Source organism: Streptomyces sp. NPDC127190 (genome assembly GCF_042672505.1).
Lineage (GTDB): Bacteria > Actinomycetota > Actinomycetes > Streptomycetales > Streptomycetaceae > Streptomyces.
In genome coordinates, this window is record NZ_JBHXVE010000018.1 from 129,604 (window position 1) to 148,380 (window position 18,777).

Below are 18,777 nucleotides of genomic sequence, written 5' to 3' on the forward strand. Positions count from 1 at the left end.
GGTCGTCGGATCCTCACCGTTCGTCGTGGTCGGGGCCGCCGTGCGCGGCGTCTTCGTCGTGGCCCGCGAGTGCCGCGGCTTCCAGTTCGCTCAGCACCTGCTCCTCCACGCGCTCGGCGAGGGCGGCCACGGTCCGCGCGACCAGCACGTCGCGGGGGGTGAGCGTGACGCCGAACACGTCGTTGGCGCGGGAGGCGATGAGCAGGGCGCGCAGGGAGTCGCCGCCCAGCAGGAAGTAGTCGTCCTCGGCGCCGACGCTCTGGTTCAGGGTCTCCTCCCAGATCGCGGCCACCGCCTCCTCGGTGGGGGTGCGCGGTGCCACGTACGCGGCCCGCTCGCCGGCCCGCTCGCGTTCCCCGGCGGCGTCGGGGGCCGGGGCGGGCAGGGCGGCCCGGTCGGTCTTGCCGTTCTCGGTCAGCGGGAAGCGGTCCATCGGCACGAACGCCGAGGGGACCATGTAGCCGGGCAGCGAACGGGCGGCCAGGGCGCGCAGGTCCGCCGCGGTGGGCGGTTCGGCACCGGGCGCGGTGAGCAGGTGGGCGACCAGGCGGGGCAGCCCCGGCTCGTCCTCGCGCACGCTCACCACGGCGTCCAGGACGCCCGGGTGCCGGGCGAGGACCGCCTCGACCTCGCCCGCCTCGATGCGGTGGCCGTGCAGCTTGAGCTGGTGGTCGGTGCGGCCCAGGTAGTGCAGTTCGCCGTGGGCGTCGCGGCGCACCAGGTCGCCGGTGCGGTACATGCGGGTGCCGGGCGGACCGAACGGGTCGGCGACGAACCGGGCCGCGGTCAGCCCGGGCCGGCCGAGGTAGCCACGGGCCAGGGCCGGTCCGCTGAGCCACAGTTCGCCGGGGACGCCGTCGGGGACCGGCCGCAGCCGGGCGTCGAGGACGTAGGCGCCGGTGGCGGGCAGCGGGCGGCCGATGGGCGGGGCCGCGCCGTCCGGCCGCAGCGGGGCGGACCAGGTGGCGACGACGGTGGCCTCGGTGGGCCCGTAGGAGTTGACCATGCGGTGGTGCGGTGCCCAGCGGGCGACGAGTTCCGGGCCGCAGGCGTCGGCGCCGACGGTCAGCGTCTTCAGGTCCGGCAGCGTGCCGGGCGTGTCGGGCGGCAGGGTGGCCAGTGCGGCCGGCGGCAGCAGGGTGTGGGTGATGCGCTCGTCGCGGAGCACGCCGGCCAGGTGGCTGCCGAGCAGCGGGCCGGGCGGGGGGACGACCAGCCGGGCGCCGTGCGGCAGCGACATGCACAGTTCGAGCACGGAGGCGTCGAAGCTGGGCGTGGCGAAGGCCAGCACCCGGTCGCCCGCCGTGACCTGGTAGTGGGCCGCCTCGGCGGCGGCGAAGGCGGCCAGGCCGCGGTGGGTGACGACGACTCCCTTGGGGGTGCCGGTGGAGCCGGACGTGTAGATGACGTAGGCCGGGTCGTCCAGGTCGAGCGGCCGGGTGCGGTCCGCGTCGGTGGGCCGGTGGCCGGGCACGCCGTCCGGCGGTGCGGCGAGCAGGTCGGCGACCTCCTTGGCGTCGAGGGTGAGGGCGGGGGCCGCGTCGCGCAGCATCAGGGCGGTCCGCTCCTCCGGGTAGGCGGGGTCGACGGGCAGGAACGCGGCGCCCGTCTTCGCCACGGCCAGCTGCGCGAGCACCATGTCCGCCGAACGGGGCAGCAGCAGGGCGACCAGGCCACCGGGTCCGGCGCCGCGGGCGATGAGCCGGTGCGCCAGCCGGTTGGCCCGCGCCTCGGCCTCGGCGTAGCTGAGCAGCGTGCCCGGTGCGGCGAGCGCGGGGGCGTCGGGCCACCGGTCGACGGCGGCCTCGACGAGGGCGGACAGGGTGGCGGGCGGCACCGGGCCGAGCTCCGGTCGGGCCGGACCGTGCAGCAGCCGGTGCCGCAGCGCGGGCGGCAGCACGTCGACGGCGTCGAGGGGGACGGTGCCGTCCGTGCCGGCCAGGGCGTCCAGGGCGTGCAGCAGCTGCCCGGCCAGCGCCTCGGCGGTGGCCTCGTCGAAGTACCGGGGGTCGTAGCCGAGTTCGACGGCGAGGTCGTCCCCCGGCGAGACGACGACGGTGAGCGGGTAGTTGGTGGCCTCCCGGGCGTCCAGGTCCCGCACGGTCAGACCGTGCGCACCGGCCGTCGCGTCCCCGACCGGGTAGTTCTCGAACACCAGCAGGCTGTCGAACAGGGCGGTCCCCGACGGCAGCCCGGTCAGGGCGTGCAGCTCGTTGAGGGGCACGTGGTCGTGCCGGCGGTCCTCGGCGCGGGCCTCCTGCACGGCCCGCAGCCAGTCGGCGCACGGGGTGCCGCCGTCGACGCGGATCCGGGCGGGCAGGGTGGTGATGAACAGGCCGGTGATGGTGTCGGCGCCGGGCAGGTCGGCGGGGCGGCCGGACACGGTGGTGCCGAAGCAGACCTCGTCCTGCCCGCTCCACCGGGCCAGCAGCAGCGCCCAGGCGCCCTGCACCAGCGTGTTGAGGGTGAGGCGGTGGCGGCGGGCGAACTCGGCCAGCCGCCGCGTGCGTCCGGCGCCGATCCGCTGCGACAGCCAGGTGCCGGAGCGGGCCGTGGCACCGGGCGCGGGCCTGCGGTCGTACGGCAGCGGGGTCGGGCCGGTCAGGCCGCCCAGGACGGTGCGCCAGTGCTCCGTCGCCGGGCCGGCGTCGCGGCCGGCCAGCCAAGCGGCGTAGTCGGCGAACGGCCGGCGCTCGGGCAGCCGCGGCTGCCCGCCGCCGGCCAGCGCGGCGTGTGCGGCCATGACGTCGGACAGCACGTGGAAGACGCTCCAGCCGTCCAGCAGGACGTGGTGGAAGGTCCACACGACCCGCACCGCGTCCGGTCCGAGCCGGACCAGCGCCAGCCGCAGCAGCGGGGCCCGGTCCAGGGCGAGGCCGCGGGCCCGCTCGTCGGCGAGCAGCCGTTCCAGCTCGCCCTGGTGCCGGTCGGCCGGCAGCGTGCTCCAGTCGTGCTCGGTGACCGGCAGGGTGACCTCGCGGTGGACGAGTTGCAGCGGTACGGGCACGTCGGTCAGGGCGACGGAGGTGCGCAGGACCGGGGTGCGCGCGACGACGTACCGCCAGGCGTCGGCCAGCAGCCCCGGGTCGCGGGCGCCGTCGGCGACGAAGGTGATCTGCTCGACGTACAGGCCGTGTTCGGCCTCGTCCAGCCCGTGCATCACCATGCCGGTCTGGGTGGGCGTGAGCGGGTACACGTCCACGACGTCCCTCCCGGTGCCGACCAGCCGGTCGACGGCGGCCTGGTCCAGGCCGGCCAGCGGGAAGTCGGAGGGGGTGCGGCCGCCGGCGCCGGGTGCGGCGCAGTGGCGCTCGATCGCGCGGAGTTCTTCGGTCAGCTCGGCCGCCAGGCGGGCCACGGTCTCGCGCCGGTGCACCTCGCCGGAGTACGACCAGGTGAACTCCAGCCGCCCGTCGGTGACCCGCCCGAGCACGTCCAGGAGGTACGGCCGCCGGGCCGCGCGGTCCATGCCGCCGGTGAGGCCGCCGTGCGGGGCGTGCAGCAGGCCGCCCGGCGTGGGCGTCCGGTCCTGCCGGCCGAGGTAGTTGAAGCAGATCTGCGGCAGTGCGGGCAGCTCCCGGCCGGCGCCCGGGTGCAGGTGGCGCAGGGCCCCGTAGCCCAGTCCGCCGTGGGGTACGGCGCGCAGGTTCTCCTTGACGGACTTCAGCACGGTGCCGGTGTCCGCGTCCCGGGGGACGTCCAGGGCGACCGGGTACATGGTGGTGAACCAGCCGACGGTGCGGGCGAGGTCGGTGCCCTCGAACAGGTCCTCGCGGCCGTGTCCTTCGAGGGTCACCGCCACCCGGTCCCGCCCCGTCCAGCGGGCCAGGACCCGGCCCAGCGCGGTGAGCAGGACGTCGTTGACCCGGGTGCGGTACACGTCCGGCACGTCCTGGAGGAGCCGGCGGGTCTCCTCGGCGCCGAGCCGGACGGTCACCGTCTCCTCGGCGGCGGTGGTGTTGGCGCCGCCGGGGTGGTCGGCCGGCAGGGCGGGTCCGGTGTCCAGGGCGCTCCAGTGGGCGAGTTCACCGTCGAAGCCGCCCGCCGCGGTGTGCGCGGCCAGCCGCCGGGCCCAGGTCCGGAAGGAGGTGCTCTTCGCCCCGAGATCGGGCCGCTCGCCGCTGCTCAGGGCGCGGTGGGCGGTGTCCAGGTCCTCCAGCAGCAGCTGCCAGGACACGGCGTCGACGACCAGGTGGTGGGCGGACAGCAGCAGCACCGGGCGCGCGTCGCCGCCGGGGCGGCACAGCGCGGCGCGCAGCAGCGGCCCGTGTGCCAGGTCGAAGCCGGCGCCGAGCGCGTCGGCCACCTCGGGTCCGGCGGGGCCGTCGTGGACCTCCAGGTGCACGGGGATGTCGCCGGGCGCGGTGCCGTGCTGCCGGCGGCGGCCGTCCCCGTCCGGCCCGAAGCGCAGCCGGAGCGCGTCGTGGTGGTCGAGTACGGCGGCCAGCGCGGCCCGCAGCAGGTCCTCGTCGGGGTCCGCGGCCAGCTCGTAGGAGACGGTCTGGCTGAAGTGGGCCGGGTCGCCGTCCAGGGTGTCGAACAGCCAGTGCTGTACGGGGGTGAGCGGGGCGTCGCCGGTCACCGGCTCGGCCTCGGTGGCGGCGGTGGGCGCCGCGGCGGACTCCGCGGCCGCCGCGAGGTCCGCGAGGGTCTGGTGGGTGAACAGGTGGCGGGGGGTGAGGGCGAGACCGGCCCGGCGGGCGGCCGAGACGATCTGGATGCCGAGGACGGAGTCGCCGCCCAGGGTGAAGTAGTTGTCGTCCGGGCCTGCTGCGGGCACGCCCAGCACCTCGCACCAGATCGCCGCGAGGATCCGCTCGGCCTCGGTGCGCGGCTCGCGCCCGGCCGTGCCGCCGCCGGACGCGCTCCACTCGGGGTCGGGCAGCGCCCGCCGGTCCAGTTTGCCGGTGGCGCCCAGCGGGAGCCGCTCCAACGGTACGACGAGGGCGGGGACCAGGTGGTCGGGGAGGCTGCGGGCGAGGAAGGCGCGCAGCTCCGCGGGGTCGGGCAGGCCGGAGGCGCGGGGCACCGCATAGCCGACCAGCCGGCGGTGGCCGGCGTGGTCCACCACCCGGGCCGCCGCCGCGGCCACGGCCGGGTGCCGGGCCAGCGCGGCCTCGACCTCGCCGAGTTCGATGCGGAAGCCGCGCACCTTCACCTGGTCGTCGCCGCGCCCGAGGTAGACGAGGTCGCCGTCGGCGCTCCAGCGGACCAGGTCGCCGGTGCGGTACATGCGGGTGCCGGGCGGCCCGAACGGGTCGGGCAGGAAGCGGGCGGCGGTCAGGCCGGGGCGGCGCAGGTAGCCGCGGGCCACGCCGGTTCCGGCCAGGTACAGCTCGCCGGGCGCGCCGATGGGGACCGGGCGCATCGACCGGTCGAGCACGTAGGCACGGGCGCCGCCGAGCGGGCGGCCGATCGGCGGGTCGCGGTCGGGGTCGGCGGGGTCGCAGGTGAACGCGGTGGCGTAGACGGTGGCCTCGGTGGGGCCGTAGATGTTCATGACCCGGCAGCCGGGGATCGCCTCGCGGACCCGGCGCACGGTGCGGGCGGGCAGCCCCTCCCCCGCGAGGACGACCGTGTCCGCGGTGACGTGCACGGCGTCCTCGGCCAGCAGCCGGTCCAGCGCCGAGGGTACGGCGCTGAGCAGTCCGGCCCGCCAGGGCCCGGGGCGCTCGGCCAGCGCGAGCAGGTCGCGGACGATCTCCACGCAGCCGCCGGACAGCAGCGGCGAGAAGATCTCGAACACCGACACGTCGAAGTTGAGCGAGGTGGAGGCCACCACGTGCGCCAGGGACGGGCCGGCGAACTCGGCCGCCCAGTCGGCCAGCGCCAGCACCGAGGCGTGGCTGACGACGACGCCCTTGGGGCGGCCGGTGGAGCCGGAGGTGTGGATGACGTAGGCCGGGTGGCCGGGCAGCAGGGCGGTGTGCCGCTCGTCGTCGCCGACGGGCGTGTCGGGCCGGCCGGCGGCGGGGTCCTCGTCCAGCAGGATGCGTGTGAAGGGGCCGTCGGGCAGCCGGCCGGCGGTCGCGGCGGTGGTGATCACGGCGTCCGGCCGTACGTCCTCGAACAGGAACGCGACGCGCTCGGCCGGGTACTGCGGGTCGACCGGGAGGTAGGCGGCGCCGCTCTTGAGCACCGCCAGCAGCGCCACCACGAGGTCGGCGGTGCGGGGCAGGCACAGCGCGACGAAGCGCTCGGGCCCGGCGCCGGCCGCCACCAGCAGCCGCGCCAGCCGGTTGGAACGGGCGTCGAGTTCGCGGTAGGTCAGGCTGTCGCCGCCGCTGCGCACGGCCGTGGCGCCGGGCGTGCGCAGCGCCTGCCGGCGAAACGCCTCCGGCAGCGTGTCGCGCGGTGCCCGTGCCCCGGTCCCGCCGAACCGGGCGACCAGGTCGCGGCCCTGGGCGGGGTCCAGCAGCGGCAGGTCGGCGAGGCGGCGGTCCGGGTCGGCGGCCATCGCGGTGAGCAGGGTGCGCAGGCTCTCGCCGAGCGCCTCCACCGTCGGGGCGTCGAACGCGGCCGGGTCGTAGTCGAGGTTGACGGCGAGCCGGTCGCCGGGTGCGACGACCACGCTGAGCGGGTAGTTCGTCGGCTCCAGGTCCCGTTCCTGCTCCATGGCCAGGCCGTGGCGGCCCAGCGACCCCTCGTCGAAGGGGTAGTTCTCGAACACGACGATGGAGTCGAACAGGTTGGTCCCGCCGGGCACCTCGCTCCAGGACTGCACCTGGGCCAGCGAGACGAAGTCGTGGCGCCGGGCCTCCGACTGGGCGGCCTGGAGCTCGCGCAGCCAGTCCAGCAGCGGGCGCCGGCCGTCGACGCGGGCCCGGGTGGGCAGGGTGTTGATGAACAGGCCGACCATCGAGGTGACGCCCGGCAGGTCGGCGGGCCGCCCGGAGACGGTCGTGCCGAACACCACGTCGTCCCCGCCGCCGTAGCGGGACAGCAGCAGCGCCCAGGCGCCCTGGAGGACGGTGTTGACGGTCAGCCCGGCGGTCTGGGCCGTCTCCCGCAGCCGGGCCGAGACGTCCCGGCCGAGGGTCACCCGCACCGAGCCGGAGGAGGCGCTGCGGTGGGCCTCGGTGGACCGCCGGTCGCGGGGCAGCTCGGTGGGGGCCGGGAAGCCGGCGAGCGTCTCGCGCCAGTACCGCTCCGCCCGGCCGGTGTCCTGCCCGGCCAGGTGGCGCAGGTAGTCGGCGAAGGGCCTGCGCTGCGGCACCTGCGGGCGGCGCCCGGCGACCAGGGCCGCGTACCGCTCGCACACCTCGTCGAAGACCTGGGCGGCGCTCCAGCCGTCGAGCAGCACGTGGTGGAACGTCCACACCATGCGGACGCGGTCGGCGGACAGCCGGATGAAGGTCAGCCGCATCAGGGGCGCGGTGCCCAGGTCGATGCCCCGCTGCCGGTCCTCGGCCAGCAGCCGTTCGAGGTCGGGCGCGCAGGTGTCGGCGGGCCGGCCGGTCCAGTCGTGGTGGGTGACGGGCACGGTGGCCCGGTGCCGGACGACCTGGAGCGGTTCGGCGGTCTCCTGCCAGACCAGGCCGGTGCGCAGGACGGGGTTGGCGTCCGCGGTGTGCTGCCACGCCTCGGCGAGGGCCCGCGGGTCGGTGACGCCCGACAGCACCAGCTGGACCTGGTTGACGTAGGTGCGGCCGTCCGGGTCGAGCAGGCTGTGGAAGAGCATGCCCGCCTGCATCGGGGTCAGCGGCAGCACGTCCGCCACCTCGCGCCCGTCGCCGGCGATCCGGTCGACCGCCGCCTGGTCCAGGCGGGCCAGCGGGAAGTCGGACGGGGTCCGGCCGCCCGCGTCCGGGCGCGCGCAGTGGGCCAGGATGTCGCCGAGCGCCCGGAGCATGCCTTCGGCGAGGGCGGTGACGGTGTCCTCGCGGTGCCGTCCGGCGCCGTAGTACCAGGTGATCTCCAGTTCGTCGTCCTCGACGCGGGCGACGACGTCCAGCAGGTGCGGCCGTTCGGTGCCGGGTGCCTCCGCGCCGCCGAGTCCGCCGGGCACCGCGCCGACCAGGGTGCCGCCGCCGGGCGACCAGTCGAAGCGGCCCAGGTAGTTGAAGGTGATGCCGGGCATCGGGGTGCCGGTCAGCGCCTCGTCGCGGGCGAGGTGGCGCAGCACGCCGTAGCCGAGGCCCCGGTCGGGGACGGCGCGCAGCTGCTCCTTCACCGCCTTCAGGGCGGTGCCCCAGTCCCCCGCCGGGACGTGCAGGGCGACCGGGAAGAGGGAGGTGAACCAGCCGACCGTGCGGGAGAGGTCGACGTCGTCGAAGAGCGCGTCCTCGCGGCCGTGGCCCTCCAGGCCGACGGCGACGGTGTCCCGTCCGGTCCAGTCGGCGAGGACCCGGCCGAGCGCGGTGAGCAGGACGTCGTCGATGCGGGTGCGGTAGACGCCGGGGACCGTGCGCAGCAGGCTGTCGGTGCGCTCCCGGTCCAGCCGTACGGTGACCTCGCGGACGTCGGCCGTGGTGGTGCCGCCGGGGCCGTCCACCGGCAGCGGGACGGCGCACGCCCGGGCCGCCTCGGCCCAGTGGTCGCGCCGGCTCGCGAAGGTGCCGGCGCGGTCGCGGAGTCTGCGGGCCCACTCCCGGACGGAGGTGGTGCGGGCGGGCAGCCGTACGGGCTCCCGGGTCACGGCCTGCCGGTAGGCGGTCTCCAGGTCCTCCAGCAGGATCCGCCAGGACACGCCGTCGACCACGAGGTGGTGGACGACCAGCAGCAGCCGGGCGGGCCGGGTGCCGTCGGCGGCGAACAGGCGGCCGGTGAGCAGCGGGCCGGTGTCCAGCCGGAAGCCGGCGTGGGCCGCGGCCGTGACCTGCTCCTCCTCCTGCGGGCCGTGGACCGTCAGCAGCTCGGGGACCGGGCCGTCGGCGGGTGGCACCTCCTGGTGCCAGGTGCCGTCGGCGTCGCGGGTGAACCGGGCGCGCAGGGCGTCGTGGTGGGTCCACAGGGCGGCGAGGGCGCGGCGCAGGGCGTCCTCGTCCACCGGTCCGGCGGCCTCGACGACCACGCACTGGTCGAAGAAGGCGGCGTGTTCGGGCTGCGGGTCGAGGAACCAGTGCTGGATGGGGGTGAGTTCGCTCGCGCCGCTGACCGGTTCGGTGCCGGCGACGGCGGACGCGGCACCGCCCGCGGCGGCCAGCTCGACCACGGTGGGGTGCTTGAACAGGTCGCGCGGGGTGAGGGCGATGCCCGCGGCCCGGGCCCGGGAGACCACCTGGATGCTGAGGATCGAGTCGCCGCCCAGCATGAAGAAGTTGTCGTCCAGGCCGACGCGTTCCACGCCGAGCAGCTCGGCCCAGATACCGGCGAGCAGCCGTTCGGCCTCGGTGCGCGGCGCGCGGTGGGCCTGCTGGGCCCCGGCCGACCAGTCGGGGGCGGGCAGCCGCCGCCGGTCGACCTTGCCGTTGCCGGTGAGCGGCAGTTCGGGCACGGCCACGAAGGCGGCGGGCAGCATGTAGTCGGGCAGCCCGGCCGCCAGGTGGGCGCGCAGTTCGGCGGCGGGGGGCATCGTGGCGCCGCCGGCCGGCACGAGGTGCGCGGCGAGCCGCTTGCGTCCGCCGTCCTGGTAGAGGGAGACGACGGCCTCGGCGACGGCCGGGTGGCCGGTGAGGCGGGCCTCGATCTCGGCGGGCTCGACCCGGAAGCCGCGGATCTTGATCTGGTCGTCCGCGCGCCCGACGAAGTGCAGTTCCCCGTCGGCGCTCCAGCGCACGATGTCGCCGGTGCGGTACATCCGCTCCCCGGGCGGGCCGAACGGGTCGGCGACGTACCGGGCGGCGGTGGCCCCCGGCCGGCCCGCGTACCCCCGGGCCAGCCCGGCGCCGGCGATGTACAGCTCGCCGGGTACGCCCGGCGGCTGCGGCTGAAGCGCGGCGTCCAGGACGTAGACGCGCGTGTTGTCCAGCGGGCGGCCGATGGGCAGCACCGCGGGCAGCGGGTCGCCGGCGCGGAAGACGCGCCGGGTGGCGAACGTGGTGGTCTCGGTGGGGCCGTAACCGTCGACGACGGTCAGGCCGGGGCAGGCGTCCAGCACCCGGCGCACGACGGCGCCCGGCACCGCCTCACCGCCCGTCCACACCTCGCGGGCGCCGCGCAGGCAGCCGGGGTCCTCCTGGGCGAGCAGCCGGAACAGACCCGCGGTCAGCCACAGGCAGCGCACGCCCTGCTCGCCGACGGCGCGGCGCACCGCGGCGGCGTCCAGGTCGGCCGGCGGGGCGAGGACGGCGGTGCCGCCGCGCAGCAGCGGCACCCAGACCTCGTAGGTGGCGGCGTCGAAGGCGTGCGGGGAGTGCACGAGCACCCGGTCGTGCCCGGTGAAGGCCCGGTCCAGCGCGAGGGCGACGACGTCCCGCTGGCGGACCGCGACGCCTTTGGGGACGCCGGTGGAGCCCGAGGTGAACATCAGGTACTGGACGTGGTCGGGGTGGACCGCGTCGGCGGGGGCCGCGTCGGGGGGTGCGGTGCCGGCCGCCGAGGGTGCGTCGGCGCGCAGGACGCCGTCGCCCGGCAGGAGTCCGCGGGCCGTCTCCTCCCAGGCCGCGTCGGTGAGCAGCAGCCGCGCTCCGGCCTCGGTGAGGATCCGGTGCAACCGCTCGCGCGGTGCCCGGCCGTCCAGCGGCACGTACACCCCGCCGGTGCGGGCGAGGGCCAGCTGGGCGACGACCAGGTGCACGGAGCGGTCCATCAGCACGGCGACCGGTCGTTCCGGCCCGACGCCGAGCCCGGCCAGCCGGGCGGCCAGCCGGGCCGACCCGTCGTCCAGTTCGCGGTAGCTGACGCGTTCCCCGCCGGCCTCCAGGGCCACGGCGTCGGGGGTGCGGGCGGCCTGGGCGGCGAACAGCGCGGCCACCGTGGTGTCCGGCAGCTCGGTGCGCGTGTCGTTCCAGGCGTGCAGCACCTGTTCGCGGCGGCCGGGGGTGAGCAGCGGCACCCGGGCGGGCGGCAGTCCGGGACCGGAGGCCATGCCCGCGAGCAGGACGGTCAGGTACTCGGCGGTCCGCTCGGCGGTGGCGGCGTCGAACAGCTGCGGGTCGTAGCCGATGCGCAGGGCCAGCTCGGGACCCGGGTAGGCGGTGAGACTGAGCGGGTAGTTGGTGGTCTCCACGCCGTCGAGGTCGCTCAGGCGCAGCCCGTGCGCGGCGGCGCTGTCGTCGTCCACCGGGTAGTTCTCGAAGACGACGATGCTGTCGAACAGGCCGGTGCGCTCGGGGAGATCGGTGAAGGAGCGCATCCGGGTGAGCGGCGTGTGGTCGAAGCGCCGGTCCTCGCTCTGCTCGCGCTGGAGGGTGCGCAGCCAGTCGAGCAGGGTGCCGTGGGCGGGCACGGTGACCCGGGTGGGCAGGGTGGTGATGAACAGGCCGGTCATGGCGTCGGCGCCGGGCAGCTCGGGCGGCCGGCCGGACACCGTCGTGCCGAACACCACCTCGTCGCGGCCGGCCTGACGGGCCAGCAGCATCGCCCAGGCGCCCTGCACCAGGGTGTTCAGGGTGAGGCCGGCGCCGCGCGCCAGCTCCTCCAGGGCCCGGGTGGTGCCCGCGGGGACGGTGACCCGGACGGCGTGCGTGGACTCGGCGCGGTGGCTCTCGCGCGGCTCCCGGTCGTACGGCAGGGGGGTGGCCTCGGTGAGGCCGGACAGGCGCCGCCGCCAGTGCCGTTCGGCCTCGGCGGTGTCGCGTGCGCGCAGCCAGGCGACGTAGTCGCGGTAGGGCGGGCGCTCCGGTACGGCCCGCGGGTCCGCGGCGGCGTGGCAGGCGAACACGTCGGACAGCACCTGGAACAGGCTCCAGCCGTCCAGCAGGAGGTGGTGGAAGGACCACACCACGCGCACCGCGGTGCCGGAGACGCGGGCGAGCAGCAGGCGCTGCAGCGGGGCGCGGCCCAGGTCGATGCCGTCCGCGCGGTCGCGGGCCAGGACGTCGTCCAGGCGCTGTCGGCGTTCGGCGTCGGTCAGGCCGCGCCAGTCGAGGTGGGTGACCGGCACGGCCGCACGGCGCTGCACCACCAGCAGCGGTTCGGGCACGTCCTGCCAGACGACCCGGCCGCGCAGCACGTCCGTGCGGTCGGTCACGTGTTGCCAGGCCGCGGCGAGCGTCTCCGGGTCCGGCACGCCGTCCAGGACGAAGGTCAGCTGCTGGAAGTAGGCACCGCGGCCGTCCTCGGACAGGCCGTGGAACAGCATGCCCGCCTGGGTCGGCGTCAGCGGCAGGACGTCCTCGACCGCCGCCGGGTCGGCGCCGGTGATCCGGTCCACCGCGCCCTGGTCGAGCCGGGCCAGCGGGAAGTCGGACGGGGTGCGGCCGGCGGCGCCGGGCCGGGCGGCGTACCGGGCGAGGTCCGCGAGCGCGTCCCGGTAGCCCTCCGACAGGGCCTGCACCGTCTCCCGCCGGTGCAGCCGGTCGGAGTAGAACCAGGTGAACTCCAGGCAGTCGTCGACGAGCTGCCCGACGACCTCCAGGGCGTGCGGGCGCCGGGCGGCCGGGTCGGCGTCCAGCTCCAGCGGCCGTACGGTGCCCCGGTAGAGGCCGTCTGCGCCGTCCGCGCCGTCGGCGAGGCCCATCCGGCCCAGGTAGTTGAAGCTGATCTGGGCGGGGGCGGTGCGCGGTGCCGCGTCCGGTCCGGCCAGGTGGCGCAGCGCGTCGTGGCCGAGGCCGTGCCGGGGTACGGCGCGCAGCTGCTCCTTGACCTGCTTCAGCACGGCGTCCCAGCCGGCGTCCCGGGGGACGGCGAGGGCGACGGGGTGGCGGGTGGTGAACCAGCCGACGGTGCGGCTGAGGTCCAGCTCCGCGAAGAGCTCCTCGCGGCCGTGCCCCTCGACGTCGACCACCACCCGCTGCTGCGCGGTCCCGGCGCACAGCGCGCGCCCGAGGGCGCCCAGCAGCACGTCGTTGGCCCGGGTGCGGTAGGTCTCGGGCAGCGTGCGCAGCAGCGCGGCGGTGTCCTGCGCGTCCAGCCGTACGGTGATGGCGCACTGCGACGCGTAGGTGTTGGCGCCGTCGGGCAGGTCGGCGGGCAGGGCGCCGCCGGTAGCGGGCACCGCGCGGGCCCAGTACTCCCGCTCGTCGTCGAATCCGCCGTCCGCCGCGTAGGCGTTCAGCCGACGCGCCCACGCGCGCAGGGGCGAGGACTTGGGGGGCAGGGCGCTGCGGCCGTCCCGGCCGGCGCGGCGGGCCCGGTAGGCGCGGTGGAGGTCCTCCAGCAGCACCCGCCAGGAGACGCCGTCGACCACCAGGTGGTGTACGGCGATGTGCAGCACGGGGGGCCGGCCGGGGCCGCGGTCGTGCAGGACGGCCCGCAGCAGCAGCCCTTCCGACAGGTCGAAGGGGCCGAAGTGGGGGGTGTCCCCGTCCGGACCGGTGTGCCGGGCGAGCGTGGGCCGGGGCGCCCGGTCCTGGACGGACCAGGTGACCTCACCGGCCGGGCCGTCGGTGGCGAAACGGGAGCGCAGGGCGTCATGGTGGGCGACCAGGTCGCCCAGCGCGGCCTCGAGCGCCGCCACGTCCAGGTCGTCGGGCAGCCGGACGGACAGCGCCTGGGCGAAGTGCCCGGCCCGCTCGCCGGCGCTGTCGAACAGCCAGTGCTGAATGGGCGTCAGGGGGGCCTCGCCGGTGGCCGGCCCGGTCTGCGGTGCGGCCGCGTGCGGGACGGCGGCGGCGTCCGCGCAGCGGGCGAGGGCGGCGACCGTCTGGTGCCCGTACAGGTCCCGCGAGGTCAGGCCCAGGCCCTCCTGCCGGGCGCGGGCCACCACCTGGATGCTCAGGATCGAGTCGCCGCCGAGCTCGAAGAAGTTGTCGTCGACGCCGACCCGCTCCACGTGCAGCACGTCGGCCCAGATCGCGGCGAGGGTGCGCTCGGTGGGGGTGCGCGGGGCGACGTGCCGCACGGCGCGCACGGCGGGGCCCGGGTCGGGCAGGCGGCCGCGGTCCATCTTGCCGTTGGGGCTGAGCGGCAGGGCGTCCAGCACGACGACGGCCGACGGGACCATGTAGTCGGGCAGCGTGCGGCCCATCTCCCGGCGCACCGTCTCGGGCACCGGCCGCGCCCCGGGGGCCGGGACGACGTAGCCGACCAGGCGGCGGTGGCCGTCGTCCTCGGCGACGGTGGCCGCCGCCTCGGCCACGCCCGGGCAGCGGCGCAGCGCCTCCTCGACCTCGCCCAGCTCGATCCGGAAGCCGCGGACCTTGACCTGCTGGTCGGCCCGGCCGATGTACTCCAGCTGTCCGTCGGCGCGGCGGCGCACCAGGTCGCCGGTGCGGTACATGCGCTCCCCCGGCGCGCCGTACGGGTCGGCGACGAAGCGGGAGGCGGTCAGGCCCGGCCGGTTGAGGTAGCCACGGGCCAGTCCGGCGCCGCCGAGGTACAGCTCGCCGGTCACCCCGTGCGGCTGGGGCCGCAGGGCGCGGTCCAGGACGTAGGCGCGGGTGAGCGCGACCGGACCGCCGATGGGCGGGGCCTGCTCGGGCAGCGGATCGCCGGCGAACCAGGCGGTGGCGTACACGGTGGCCTCGGTGGGGCCGTAGAGGTTGGCGACCCGGCATCCGGACAGGGCGGCGCGCACGTCGTGCAGCGTCTGCGCGGGCAGGGCCTCGCCGGCCAGGACGACGGTGTCCGCGGTGAGCGGTGCCGTGCCGCCCGCGACGAGGCGGGAGACGACGGACGGCACCCCGCTGAGCAGTCCGGCCTGCCGTCCCGGGGTGTCGGCGAGGGCCGGCAGGTCGGCGACGACCTCGACGGTGCCCCCGGTCACCAGCGGGCACAGCAGCTCGAAGACCGAGACGTCGAAGTTGAGGGAGGTCGAGGCGATCACCGGGCGGTCCGGGCCGGCGGACGGGAAGTGCTCCCCGGCCCAGGCGGCGAGCGCGGCGACGCTGCGGTGGGTGACCAGGACACCCTTGGGACGCCCGGTGGATCCCGAGGTGTGGATCACATAGGCGGGGTGGTCCGGGAGCAGCGGCCGCAGGCGGTCGGCGTCGGTGAGGGCGGTGTCGGGCGTGCCGGGGGCGGCGCAGTCCTCCAGGAGCAGCGGGGTGCAGTCGGCGGGCAGGGCGGAGGCGGTGTCCCGGGTGGCGACGACGAGGGCGGGCCGGGCGTCGGCGAGCATGAGGCGGATCCGCTCGGCCGGGTAGGCCGGGTCCACCGGCAGGTAGGCCGCGCCCGCGGTGAGCACCCCCCACAGCGCGGGCAGGAGGTCGGCGGTGCGCGGCAGGCACAGCGCGACCAGGGTCTCCGGGCCCGCTCCGCGTGCCGCGAACTGCCGGGCCAGGCGGTTGGCGCGCCGGGCCACCTCGGCGTAGTCCAGCCGGACGTCCCCGCAGACGACGGCCGTCCGGTCGGGGGTGCGGGCGGCCTGGGCCCGGAACAGCGCGGGCAGCGTGGCGGCCGCGGTGTCCCGGCCGCGGCGGGCGGGCGGGTTCCCGGCGTCCACCAGCGCGCGCTGCTCCGCCGGGGACAGCATGGGCAGTTCGGCCAGGGGGCGGCCGGGGCCGTCCGCCATGCCCTCCAGGAGGCGGTGCAGGTGGCCGGTCAGACGGGCCACGGTGGCCGCCTCGAACAGGTCGGTGTTGAACTCGACGGTCAGCGCGCAGCCGCCGTCCGCGTCCGGGGTGAACTCCAGCACGAGGTCGAACCGGGCGGCGGGCCGGGGCAGCGGGTGCTCCTCCAGGCGCAGGCCGGCGGCGGTCGGCGGCACCCCGAGGGGGGTCTGCTGGACGACGAGCGCCTGCACCAGCGGGGTGCGGCTGGGGTCCCGGGGCGGTGCCAGCTCCTCCACCACCCGGTCGAACGGCACGCCGTCGTGGGAGAAGGCGTCGAGGACGGTGGTGCGCACGTCCTCCACGAAGCGGTCGACGCTTCTGCGCTCGTCCACGTCGGTGCGCAGCACCACGGTGTTGGCGAAGAAGCCGGGCACGTCCTCCAGCTCGCGGCGCGCGCGGCCGTTGGTGACGGTGCCGAACGCCACGTCCCGCTGGCCGGAGTACCGGGAGAACAGCAGCGCGGAGGCCCCCGCGAACAGGGTGAACAGGGTCGTGCCGCGCCCGGCGGCCAGGTGCCGCAGCCGGGTCACCAGCGGCGCGGGCAGGTGGTGCCGGTGGGCCGCGCCGGAAGTGGTGCGCACCGCCGGGCGCGGCCGGTCGGTGGGCAGGTCCAGGTGCTGGATCCCGCTGAGGTGCCGCTTCCAGTAGGCCAGGTCGTCGGCGTCGGTGCCGGCGTGGCGGTGTCCGAGTTCCCACACCGCGAAGTCGGGGTACTGCACGGCGGGCCGGGGCAGGCCGTCGGGCGTGCCGGTGGCCTCCGCGTGGTAGAGGGCGGCGAGTTCGCGGGTGAGGACGCCCACCGACCAGCCGTCGGTGACGATGTGGTGCTGGGCCAGCAGCAGCAGGTGGTCCTCGGCGGCCAGGCGGACCAGCAGGGCGCGGGTGAGCGGGCCGGCCGTCAGGTCGTAGGGGCGGCTCAGTTCCTCGGTGAGCAGGTCCTCGGCGGCCGCGGCCCGGCGCGGCGCGGGCACGTCCCCGAGGTCGGCCGTGCGCAGCGGCAGGTCGGGTTCGGCGGCGACGTGCTGGACGGCCTCGCCGTCGACCGTGGGGAACGTGGTGCGCAGCGTGTCGTGGCGGGCCGCGAGCCGGTGCAGGGCCCGGCCCAGCGCGTCCTCGTCGAGGGTGCCGCGCAGCCGCAGCGACACGCCGGTGTTGTACTCGGTGCCGCCTGCGGTCAGGTCGTCCAGGAACCACAGCCGCCGCTGCGCGCTGGACAGCGGGAGCGGTCCCGTCCGCGGGGCGGGTGCGACGGGCTCGTCCGGGGTGGCGTCGCCGGGGTCGCCGAGCAGCTCGGCCAGGGCGGCGACCGTACGTGCCGTGAACACGTCGCGGACCGTCAGCCGTGCGCCGAACTCGTCCCGGATCCGGGACAGGGTCCGGGCGGCGAGGATGGAGTCGCCGCCCAGGTCGAAGAAGTCGTCCGTTACCCCGACGGCGTCGTCGCCCAGGACCTCCGCCCAGATCGCGGCGAGGGCCCGTTCCCGGGGTGTGCGCGGCGGCACCCGGCCGGCCGTGGACACCCGTTCCGGGGCGGGCAGCGCCCGCCGGTCGATCTTGTGCTGCGGGGTGAGCGGCATCCGGTCCAGGACCACGATCGCGGCCGGCACCATGTGGGCGGGGAGCACCGCGGCGAGGGCGGTGCGCAGGGCGGCCGGGTCGGGGGCGCGGCCGGGTCCGCCCGCGTCCGCGCCGGAGCCGGCCGGGGTGACGTAGCCGACCAGGCGGCGGTGGCCGGGCTCGTCCTCGCGGACCACGACCACGGCCTCGCCGACCGCGTCGGCGCCGGCGCGGCGCAGGGCCGTCTCGATCTCGCCCGGTTCGACCCGGAAGCCGCGGATCTTCACCTGGCGGTCCAGCCGGCCCAGGTACTCCAGTTCCCCGTCGGCGGTCCACCGGGCCCGGTCGCCGGTGCGGTACAGCCGGGCGCCGGACGGGTCGAAGGGGTCGGCCACGAAGCGCGCGGCGGTCAGGCCGGGGCGGCCCAGGTAGCCGCGGGCCACCGCATCGCCGCCCACGAACAGCTCGCCCTCCGCACCGACGGGCACCGGGCGCATCGCGGCGTCCAGGACGTACACCCGGGTGTGCGGCAGGGCTGCGCCGATGGTGGGGGTGCCGCGGCCCGCGGTGAGCGGCGCGGTCCAGGTGGCGACGATGGTGGCTTCGGTCGGGCCGTAGGAGTTGATCATCCGGCGGCCGGGCGCCCAGCGGTCGACCAGCGCGGCCGGGCATGCCTCGGCGCCCACGATCAGGGTGCGCAGGTGGCGTGCGGTCCCCTCCCGCGGGTCGGGCAGGGTGGCCAACGCGGCCGGCGGGATGAGCGCGTGGGTGATGCGCTGCTCCTCCAGTACGGCGGCGAGTTCGTCGCCGAGCCACGGGCCCCGCGGCGGCACGACCAGCGTGGCGCCGGACAGCACCGAGATGCACAGCTCCAGCACGGAGGCGTCGAAGCTGGGCGAGGAGAACTGGAGCACCCGGTCGCCGGGGCCGACGGTGTAGCGCTCGGCGGCGGCCGCGGTGAAGCCGCTCAGGCCGCGGTGGGTGACCGTCACGCCCTTGGGGGTCCCGGTGGAGCCGGACGTGTAGATGACGTAGGCCGCGTGGTCGGCACCGGCCGCGCCGGGGTCCCCGGCACCGGTGGCCCGGAAGCCGTCCGCGCCGTCGGTCCCGGTGAGCAGCAGGCCGGTCCGCTCGGGGTCGTCCAGGGTGACCGCGGGCGCGGCGTCGGCGAGCATCAGCGCCCGGCGCTCGGCGGGGTAGGCGGGGTCCACGGGGAGGAAGGCGGCGCCCGCCCGGGCGACGGCCAGTTCCGCGGCGATCAGCTCCATGGAGCGCGGCAGGACCAGCGCGACCACCCGGTCCGGACCCGCTCCCCGGCGCACCAGGTGCCGTGCCAGCCGGTCGGCGCGCGCGGCGAGTTCGCGGTAGGTCCAGGTCCGTCGGCCGTCGGTCAGGGCGGGGGCGTCGGGGGTGCGGGCCACCCACGCGGCGAACAGCTCCGCGAGCGTCGGGTGCGCCGGCGCGCCCGCGCCGTGCGGCGTGCCGCCGGTGCGGCCGGCCTGCGGCAGGGAGGGCGCCGGTGCGGGCTTGTCGTGCAGGTCCGTCATGGGTGTAGTCCTCTGGAGAGCGGGGCGGGCGCGTGCTGCGGGGCCGGACGCGGCAGCCTCCGGCTCGGCGGGGAGCGGTGCGGTGGAACGGCGCCGGACGCGGGGCGGGCGCGCCGGTGCCGGTGGACGGATGACGG

Annotated in this window: 1 protein-coding gene; it reads right to left on the bottom strand. The window is 76.9% G+C overall.

What is annotated here, in order from left to right:
- Window positions 1-13 precede the first annotated feature (13 nt).
- Entirely contained in the window at window positions 14-18,640 is an 18,627-nt protein-coding gene (locus ACFVIU_RS26060; protein WP_385845406.1) for a non-ribosomal peptide synthase/polyketide synthase, read from the bottom strand.
- Window positions 18,641-18,777: the final 137 nt, after the last annotated feature.

What these genes read in the sequence shown, in the direction of transcription:
- ACFVIU_RS26060 (WP_385845406.1), bottom strand. Translation starts at nt 18,640, where the DNA reads ATGACGGACCTGCACGACAAGCCCGCACCGGCGCCCTCCCTGCCGCAG.